This window comes from Microcoleus sp. S36b_A4 (genome assembly GCF_036700645.1).
GTDB lineage: Bacteria > Cyanobacteriota > Cyanobacteriia > Cyanobacteriales > Microcoleaceae > Microcoleus.
The window spans coordinates 57,400-66,593 of record NZ_JAUBPI010000033.1 but is presented as its reverse complement, the minus strand read 5'-3'; the positions used below and the strand labels follow the sequence as shown (position 1 = coordinate 66,593).

General features: G+C 48.7%; 6 protein-coding genes. 4 read left to right on the top strand and 2 right to left on the bottom strand.

The window, feature by feature from the left end; genetic code table 11:
- The coding region (locus tag QUA03_RS13285; protein ID WP_333212683.1) for a hypothetical protein at positions 1–289 on the top strand (289 nt) is incomplete at its 5' end.
- 445 nt (positions 290–734) lie between these two features.
- On the opposite strand, the gene QUA03_RS13280 is transcribed toward QUA03_RS13285, so the two are convergent.
- Positions 735–893 carry a hypothetical protein gene (locus QUA03_RS13280; protein WP_333212681.1) on the bottom strand — a complete coding sequence of 53 codons (159 nt, stop codon included), beginning with the start codon at positions 891–893 and terminating at the stop codon, positions 735–737.
- 130 nt (positions 894–1,023) lie between these two features.
- On the opposite strand from QUA03_RS13280, the gene QUA03_RS13275 reads away from it, so the two are divergent.
- From QUA03_RS13275 to QUA03_RS13265, 3 genes are all read left to right on the top strand, one after another.
- Positions 1,024–3,792: a TonB-dependent receptor domain-containing protein gene (locus QUA03_RS13275; protein WP_333212679.1), complete on the top strand. Its 2,769-nt coding sequence runs from the start codon at positions 1,024–1,026 to the stop codon at positions 3,790–3,792.
- 335 nt (positions 3,793–4,127) lie between these two features.
- Positions 4,128–5,309, top strand: coding sequence for a PepSY-associated TM helix domain-containing protein (locus tag QUA03_RS13270; protein ID WP_333212677.1), 1,182 nt, complete (start codon positions 4,128–4,130; stop codon positions 5,307–5,309).
- A gap of 373 nt (positions 5,310–5,682) precedes the next feature.
- A complete protein-coding gene (locus tag QUA03_RS13265; protein WP_333212676.1) occupies positions 5,683–6,945 on the top strand; it encodes an MFS transporter in 1,263 nt (420 codons plus the stop codon).
- A gap of 169 nt (positions 6,946–7,114) precedes the next feature.
- On the opposite strand, the gene QUA03_RS13260 is transcribed toward QUA03_RS13265, so the two are convergent.
- Complete coding sequence (locus QUA03_RS13260) at positions 7,115–9,154, bottom strand: acylase (RefSeq protein ID WP_333212674.1); 2,040 nt, start codon at positions 9,152–9,154, stop codon at positions 7,115–7,117.
- Between the last annotated feature and the right edge of the window lie 40 nt (positions 9,155–9,194).

Sequence of the window (9,194 nt, the reverse complement as noted above, 5' to 3'; positions counted from 1 at the left end):
TCGATCGCCCGCCATTACTATCGATCGCCCGCCATTACTATCGATCGCCCGCCATTACTATCGATCGCCCGCCATTACTATTGATCGCCCGCCATTACTATCGATCGCCCGCCATTACTATCGATCGCCCGCCATTATTATCAATCGCCCGCCATTACTATCGATCGTGATACAACGCCACTCGATCGCACAACTTATTAATAATGATAATCGCGATCGGGTGAGAGAGTCCGCCACAGGCGGACTCTCTCACCCTTTCCCCTATTTGATTATCATTATTATTCCCTAATATTTCTATTCTAAGAGGTATTGACAAAATCTACCCCCTTCTAACTTGTTAGCAATGGGGTATTAGCGCTTGTTTCCACGTTTTGTTGTCGATCGGGCTGTTCGGCAATGGCTCCGGGGCGATTTCAGTCCGAGCCAGCTTCGATATCAGCTTCAGGGGCTTTACGGCTATCGACTTTTAGCATAGTAGGCTAGATGATATTTATTATCAAGAGTAGTTGAGAAATTTTATTGACTCTTACCACTGCCTATATGACAATTTTTTCTAACTTTTGCCATAGCATTTTAGGCGATAGTTTGTCTAGCCCTGACAATAAACCATATTAGGCAAGTGGTATTCAACGAGATAGAGGGGTTAGACCCCCTATTTTAAAATGCAATAAGTTTTCATTAGTTAACTCTTGACAGATGCAAGTGCTCTGTTATCTAATTAAGTTACTTTCTCATTAAGCGCCAACGACTACTTCCTTTAACCGAGGAAGATGCCCACCGTGGGCGATCGTCCAGAGCGCCACCGGACTGAGGCTTTCGCCCTCACGCGCCTCCTGTATTCCCAGACAAATGCCACTCGCGACGGGAGAATCGGATCGAACTGCGCCCGACAACTGGGCCGGATCTTCCGCAGGTCAGTTTTAGGAGCCAGAGAAGAGCAGCAACGCTCTCACTCACACATTTTGTTGTGCAAGCAACGCAAACCACATATCCGAAGTTCCATTAATTGTTGATTAAATAGTAATGAAGAGATCGCAGAAATTATTAAATAGCCTTGGGCTGGCAGGAGTCGTGTCGGCGGTAGTCGCTGGGCCAGCGTGCGCTTCCAACATCGCGCAGGTGACGGGCGTTCGCCTCAACCCCACGTCAGAAGGCATCGAAATCATCCTAGACACTGAAGATGGAAGACCCCTGCAAGTCTTCACCACCACCTTTGGCGAAACTTTACAAATTGATGCCATCACCGCTCAACTGCGACTACCGGGGGGAAATGAGTTTCGTCAAGACAAGCCTGCTGCCGGAATTGCTTCTGTCACCGTTACTCCTTTAGATAACAACAGCATCCGAATCAAAGTCGTTGGTGAGAGGGGTCAACCAGTGGCACGGGTGATTCCTAATGCTGCGGGTCTTATTCTCAGCTTAAAACCCACCTCGCAGATGACTGCTCGCCCGCCTGCATCGGTTCCTACAACACAGCGGCCGGGGGCACCTGCAGCACCCTTCCCACAGACAGGGCAGCCGGTAGAGATACCTGCAGAACCTTTACCGCCGACAGCACAGCCACCTGGGACACCCGGAGAACCTTTACCACCTACAGCGCAGCCACCTGGGACACCCGGAGAACCCTTGCCGCCGACAGCGCAGCCACCTGGAACACCCGGAGAATCCTTGCCGCCGACAGCGCAGCCACCTGGGACGCCACCGGCGGGGAGAGACCCGATTGAAATCGTCGTCACTGCAACACGAACCGCAGAAAGAGTGACCAACGTGCCACGCTCTATAACGGTGGTAGACTCCGAAGAACTTCAGCAGCAGGTAGGGCAATCAAGAAATATCGGGGAAGCTCTGGCAAATCAAGTTCCCGGTTTCGCGCCCCCGACTCAACTTACTGCAACTTATGGACAAACTTTGCGGGGTAGGGACGTTTCCGTTCTGATTGACGGCGTGCCACAAACGACCAATCTTCAATCGTTTGGCAGAGAATTTAGAAACATCGATCCCAGCGCGATCGAACGCATTGAAGTAGTGCGGGGGTCTACAGCAATCTACGGCGCTCAGGCTACAGGTGGCGTGGTTAATATTATTACTCGTCGGCCAACTGAGGAAAGGCTAAGTGCTGTTACTGAAGTGGGCGTCAGTAGCGGTTTATCAAACACGGATGATGCTCTAAGCTTTAACGCTCAGCAGACGGTTTCTGGCCGATCGGGCAATTTCGATCTGACGGGCACTGTCTCGCTCTCTAGAAGTGGAGCTTTTTACGATGCCAAAGGCGATCGCATTCCCTTTTTTGAACTCGGCGGAGATAGCAGCACCCTCTTCAACGTGATGGGCAAAGTCGGGGTAGATTTGGACACCGAACAGCGGCTGCAACTAACTGTCAATCACTATCGGGAAACCCAAGATCCCAATGTGCTCGGAGACTCTAGCGTTGACGACCAAGAAGGACGGCAAAAAGCCCGCGCCATCCGAACCGGAGATTTGGATATTGACGGGGAAACACCGGGAAATAGAAGTACACAGCTCAACCTCAGTTACACCAACCAAAACCTTTTTGGCAGCAGCCTTCAAAGTCAAATTTACTATCGAACGAATTCCAATGTAAGTGTTCCCTCTGATTTTCGCACGTCAGATTTCTTTGGCCCGTTTGTCGGTGTTGCTCGTTCGCGAGCCGAGAACGAACAAATAGGAGGAAGGCTTGCGGTCACAACTCCTTTATCCAGTGCCGAAAATCTTCGATTAACTTGGGGTTCTGACTATGTTACTGAAGATAGCAAACAGCGTTTCGACCTGTACGACCCAGAGAGAGTTGACGCAAGTGGTGGCAGGGTTTACCGGAAAATTTCCGAGCGTCCTTTCGTCCCTCCTTACACTTACAACAGCCTTGGCTTTTTCGGTCAATTGGAATGGAATATTGACGATATCGTGATTCTAAGTGGGGGGATACGTCACGAACGCGTCGGGTTAAACGTCAATGATTATACCACTTTTAACGATCGCCAGATCGAAGGAGGCGATCGCAAATTTAACGCCACCCTATTTAATACAGGGGCTGTCTATAAAATTAATGACACCTTCAACGTATTTGGCAACTTTTCTCAAGGTTTCTCAGTTCCAGATTTCGGCCGCATTCTCCGCCAACCCCCCGACGATTTTGTGGGAATTGAATCTTCGTTAGAAGTAACTCAACCGCAAAAAGTCAACAGCTACGAAATTGGCATTCGAGGAGGGTGGCGATCCGTGCAAATGTCGCTTGCCGCTTTTTACAATACCTCCGATCTAGGAATCAGTTTTCAACCAGTTGGCAACACAGGTCGCCTGGAACTAATCCGCGCCCCAGAACGCATTTACGGCTTAGAAGGGACTGTGGATTGGCAACCTGGACGAACATGGTCGATCGGCGGGACTGCTACTTATATTCAAGGTGAATATGAGGAAGACAACCGTTACATCGCCATCGATAGCAGCCGAATTCCACCGCTCAAGCTAACAGCTTATGTTCAAAACGAAACTTTGCCGGGATGGAACAATCGGTTACAGTTCTTATATTCTGGAAATCGCGATCGGGCCTTCAAAGACGGCTCGGATGGTGGCCCGATTAGCAGCTATCTCACAGTGGATTACGTCAGCGCGGTTAAAATTGGCTCTGGGCTGCTACAAGTCAAAGTCGAGAATTTATTGAATAATCAATATTTTCCTGTGCTGTCGCAATACTTAGCTGGATTTGGCTCGGACACCTCTAATTATGCAGGCAGAGGTTTAACTCTCAGTGTTAATTACCGCCTTAACTGGTAATTACAGCAGATTGCAGGTTTAGGAGGTAGATTCAATATCCCCCGTAGGGACACTCCAAGAACCCATTGGTGTCAATTTAACGTCAAACCGACAGTCCGGCAGGGGTTTAAACCCCTGCCTCAAAGCTAAAGTCCTCTAAAAGAGGACTGAAGGACTCATACCAAATCCGGGTTAAAAACCCCTTTATTGCTGGAGAGGGGGAAAAATTAGCTCGCCAAGTTCAAAAAGGGGGTGAGTAACCCGGATTTAGTATCATTAGTCCTCTTGAGAGGACTTTAGCTATTAGACAGGGGTTTCAACCCCTGGCGGACTCGCGGGCCGACTAACGGACTTAAATGAGAACACTTAACGGCTTTGAGAAAAAATTCGAGATGAAGTTCCGCAAACTCGCATTCAAACTGCACTTGTATTTGGGGTTGGTAGTAGGAATATTTCTAGCAATAATTACTTTAACGGGCAGCTTGCTGGTTTTTGGGCCAGAAATCGAGCGGTTCTTCAATCCCCAACTCCTGCAAGTAATTCCTCAAGCCGAACGAATACCGTTGGAAAAAGTCCTGCAAATTGTCGAAAAAGCTTATCCGCAAAATCAAGCTCTTAGTATCTTGCTACCGCGAGAAGCGAAGGAAGTTTGCCAAGTTTCGATGCTTTCAAAAAGTGAAGAAGTAGTTAGCGTTTATGTCAATCCTTACAGTGGACAAATTACGGGTTCGCGCCTTGGGAAAGAAACTGTTACAGGTTTTATTTTTACGTTACACGCGGAATTATCTGGAGGAGAATTAGGTCATATTTTTGTAGGTATTTGCGGTCTAGTAATGCTAGGACTAACTTTTACGGGTTTGGTATTGTGGACTGGTTGGCGCAATTTGGCTCGCGGATTTTCTATTAATTGGAAAGCTCACTGGCAGCGGACTGTATTTGATTTACATAACGTTTGTGGCATTGTATCGGTCGCTTTTCTCATACTCATCTCCGCTACAGGGACAGCGATAATTTTTTACGCCCCCGTTGAATCGACTCTGTATTGGCTAACGAATGAAAAGCCACAGCCAGCATTGACTTCTCATCCCCACTCTAGCACTTCGAGGCAAAACCTTGACGAAATATTACATCAAGTTAATACCGTTTGGCCGGAAGCTAAAACCACTTTTATTTCTCTGCCTTTGACGCCTGAAGCAATTTTTAAAGTACGGAAAAAATTTCCCAACGAGTCGCACCCAAACGGGGTTAGCACCATTTATCTCGATCAATACAGTGGCGAAATATTGCAGGCTGACAGTGTAAATTCAGCTTCTATAGCAAATCGAATTCTCAACTCGCTTTATCCGCTACATATTGGCAGCTACGGCGGAATTTACTTGCGGCTGGCACACGCGATCGCAGGATTAGCAGCGATTGTACTGTTTATTACGGGCGTATTGATGTGGCGGCAGCGGCATTTGGCGAAATTTTACCGCAAGGAGGCGAGACAGCAATATGAAGAATTATCTCCACTTAGCCAGCAATGGCCTTGGTTTTAATGAGAGCGGCCTGCGGTTTTATGCGGGTGTCAATCGATTTTAGATTTTAGATTTTAGATTGAATCATTGACTCTGCCCAAAAACGGATACCGTGCCACTTACTCCTGTCGTGGAAAGATAAAAATTTTAGACCCTAGTTCAAGCTCCCAGATTTATCTGCGGGGTAAATCTAAAATCTAAAATCTAAAATCTAAAATCGACTGACCCCACGGATCAATTCGGGAGTTCCTTTATCGGATACAGGTTTTTTATTTCTCCGTCCTGATTCGGCGGAGGAATGAATCCGGGGGCTTGTATCCTGAATGCTTTCAGTCATTCTCCTGCCTAAAAACCCCTATCCTCAGAATTTTAAATCCTATTAATCGCCTATTCCATGCAAAAATTTATTCAACTCTGGCTCGGACAAGCTGCTTCGATGATTGGCAGTGCTATGTCCGCGTTTGCGCTGACTATTTGGATTTGGGAGTCCACCAGTCAAGCGACGGCTTTGGCTTTGTTGATGTTTTTTATTCAATTGCCGCGCATCTTGCTCGCTCCTGTTGCGGGCATTATTGTCGATCGCTGTAATCGAAAAGTTTTAATGGCGATCGGTGATGCGGTTTCAGCTTTTTTAACGCTCGCTATCCTATTACTTTATATCAGCCAAAACCTGCAAATATGGCATATATATGTAGCGGGTGTGGTTAACGGAATTTTTGACCAAATTCAGCAGTTAGCTTACTCAGCAGCCATCGCTACAATGATGCCAGAAAAGCATTACAGCCGCGCTAGCAGTTTAAGTTTTTTGGCAAGTTACGGTGCGAGTATTATTGCTCCGACGCTGGCGGGGATTCTCTATTCTGCGATCGGGTTGAGCGGGATTTTTACGATCGACCTGGCAACTTTTACAATAGCGATCGCCACCCTAGTATCTGTCAAAATACCCCAGCCCGCGATCGCCTCCAATCCCCAGCCGACTCGCTTTCACCTATTGCAAGAACTCAGCTTCGGATTCCGCTACATCGTCGAGCGTCCCAGCCTGCTTGCCTTGCTGGTGTCCGTTTCGCTATTCTGGTTTGCTCACGACATCGGCGCCGCCCTCTACTCACCGATGATACTGGCACGCACCGGCAACAATGCCAGAATCCTCGGTACTATCCTTTCAGCCGCCGGCGCAGGCGGCGTTCTAGGAGCATCGATCGTCAGTATTTGGGGCGGCCCCAAACGCCGAATCCGGGGCTTTCTGCTCGGCATGGCAGGCGCGGGGTTGAGTAAAATAGTCTTTTGTTTCGGTCAGGCGCTTTCCATCTGGATTCCCGCTCAATTTTGTTCGTCTTTCAATTTCCCCATCCTCGGCAGTTCCAACGAGGCGATCTGGCTGGCGAAAGTCGCACCAGAGGTACAGGGGCGCGTTTTTGCTACCAGAGCAGTCATCATGCAATTGGCGTCAGCGATCGGTTTATTGATCGCAGGGCCACTTGCCGATCGCGTCTTTGAACCCGCCATGCAACCGGGAGGTTTTTTAGCAGCTATTTTTGGCCCAATTCTGGGGACAGGTGCCGGTGCTGGCATGGCTTTGTTATACGCTATCTCCTCGCTGGGCTTATTGCTTGTTGCAGTCGGTGGGTATGCTTGCCGACTGCTGCGCGAGGGCTAATATCGTTTCCGCTTGCATCGGAATGATTTAACCGCAGAGGGCGCAGAGAACGCAGAGGGAGAGAATACAGAGAGGAGTAATTCGGATGCTACCGGATTTGATATCAAGGGGAAACGGCGCACAGAAGTCTTCTTCCCTCTTCCTTCTTCCTTCTTCCTTCTTCCTTCTGCTATAGTTTCTGGCGCAAACTCAGGTGAGCTTCAATTTCCGATCGCGATCGCCATACAGGGCGCAATTCCTTGCGAGCAAAGAGCGGCGACTGATCGCCGGCGTGGGGCGAACCAGGTTGAGAGGCGTTGCCGTAACTGTTTAGCGCCATCGCTTTCACAGGATTGGAGAACTCAATCGCAGCGACAAAAGAATCGCCCGCAACCGCTTGAAAGCGATCGTCTTTCCCAGGAGCGAACCATACTGAGCGAAATACACCCAAAGCAGTGTCAGCTCCATTTGCGGGCAGATTCGCCTCCCCAGGCAATCGGAAGACTTCCCCCCATGCGACATCTAACGCGCCATAAGTTACCTCAACTTTGGTTGCTGTCGCTTCCAGTACCCGCACCGCCTCCGCAGGATTTGCCAACCCGTCTGGCGTCGTTAGCGGCGCATCTTCGCTCCAAGGTTTAGCGAATAACTTATCGTCATCCATCGCTTGTTTCCAAAAGGCAAACAGCACCGCACCGCGACTGTCAGCATCGACTTTGCGATCCCAAGCGGCAAGAACTTCGGCAGCGCGGCGCGCTTTTTCACTGCCTTGCCGTGCGACGGGAATTAAATCATCGAGGAGGCGATCGGCGAGTTCTACCTGAGTGGAATGTTTGTATTGCATCAATTCATCGAAAGAGATTTTTTCATCTTCTAACAGCATTTTTGCCGATCGCTGCGATCGCAAATCCATCGGGCCGCGCGGTGCCATGTAGGCGGGATAATTATCGGGTGCGATCGCGCTGGGAAACGTCGTAGTCCAAGGCGGATCGTTGGTATTTTGCAACCAACCGCTGGGCGGATCGACAACGCGCGGCAAATCCGCATAGGGATGATTTTTGATCCACAAAGTCTCTGAGGTATTGCCTGCGATCGTGCCTGACCAGTATTTAAAATCTCCTTTTTTGCGTATGGGGACTTGACCGTTAAACAAGTGCATTATATGCCCCTCACGATCGGCATACATGACGGTAAACATGGGAATTTCCAAGCGCTTTAAAGCGGCTTCAAATTCAGAAAAATTCTTTGAGCGTGCCATATCCCACCACTGCTGAAGGGCTGCTGGTTTATCGAGTCCGACAACGCGCAGGGCGATCGCTTTGCCCTGTTTTTCTGTGAGAATCGGCCCGTGAACAGAACGCCGCACTACTAGAGATTCCGATCGCAAATTCCCATTCTTTTCTTTGACTTTTAAAACCTTCTCTTCCCTGTCAAAACTTCGGATTTTGCCATCGAAGCGATAGCCATCGTTAGCGAGGGGCAATTCGTAGGCATCCCAGCCATCGTGAGTGTTGACAGTATGAGTCCATCCCAAATTGTCATTAAAGGCGATCGTTAATACAGGAAATCCGACGAGAGTCGCTCCGTAAGCGTTAATTTCTGGGCCAATCAGTTGCGCTTCGTACCATAAATATAAATCCGACCAAGGAAGGTGAGGATTTGCCAATAGCATGGCATTGCCGCTTTCAGAATGGGAAGGAGCGATCGCCCAACCATTAGAGCCTTTGGGGGTATCCTTTTCAGCGATATCTTCAACGCTATCTGGCTCGACTATAAAAGTAAAATTGATGACGCGTTGCGCGTGTGCCAATACATCTACGGGTTTGAGGGGCAATGCTACTTTTAATTCTTCGGTGAGCGCCTCTGGGTGTTCTTTTGCATAGGCATTCATTCCACCAACAAAAGCATCGAGATAGTTGCGAAAAATGGGATTTTGTGATTCATACCACGCATTTGCGCGATTAGGAATTCCCATAGTTTGCACCCAGCGATCGGATTCGAGATAATCTTCGCCCCAAAATTCCGCAGCTTGCCCGCGAGCTTGCCCGTAAAGACGCAAAATCAGATTACCGTGACTTTGCATCTGCGCCCACCCGAAAGCGTAGAAAAGGCTTTTACTATTTTCTCCGTAAATATGTGGAATTCCATAGGTATCCCAAAGAATTTGAGTGCCAGTTTGAGGCGAGGATTGAACCCCATTATTTAGAAGCAAAACTAAAATAAAACTCATTAATAACGAGACAATCCGCCGGCCTTGTTTTTTTAGTTGT

What these genes read in the sequence shown, in the direction of transcription:
- QUA03_RS13265 (WP_333212676.1), top strand. Translation starts at nt 5,683, where the DNA reads ATGCAAAAATTTATTCAACTCTGGCTCGGACAAGCTGCTTCGATGATT.
- QUA03_RS13275 (WP_333212679.1), top strand. Translation starts at nt 1,024, where the DNA reads ATGAAGAGATCGCAGAAATTATTAAATAGCCTTGGGCTGGCAGGAGTC.
- QUA03_RS13260 (WP_333212674.1), bottom strand. Translation starts at nt 9,154, where the DNA reads ATGAGTTTTATTTTAGTTTTGCTTCTAAATAATGGGGTTCAATCCTCG.
- QUA03_RS13270 (WP_333212677.1), top strand. Translation starts at nt 4,128, where the DNA reads ATGAGAACACTTAACGGCTTTGAGAAAAAATTCGAGATGAAGTTCCGC.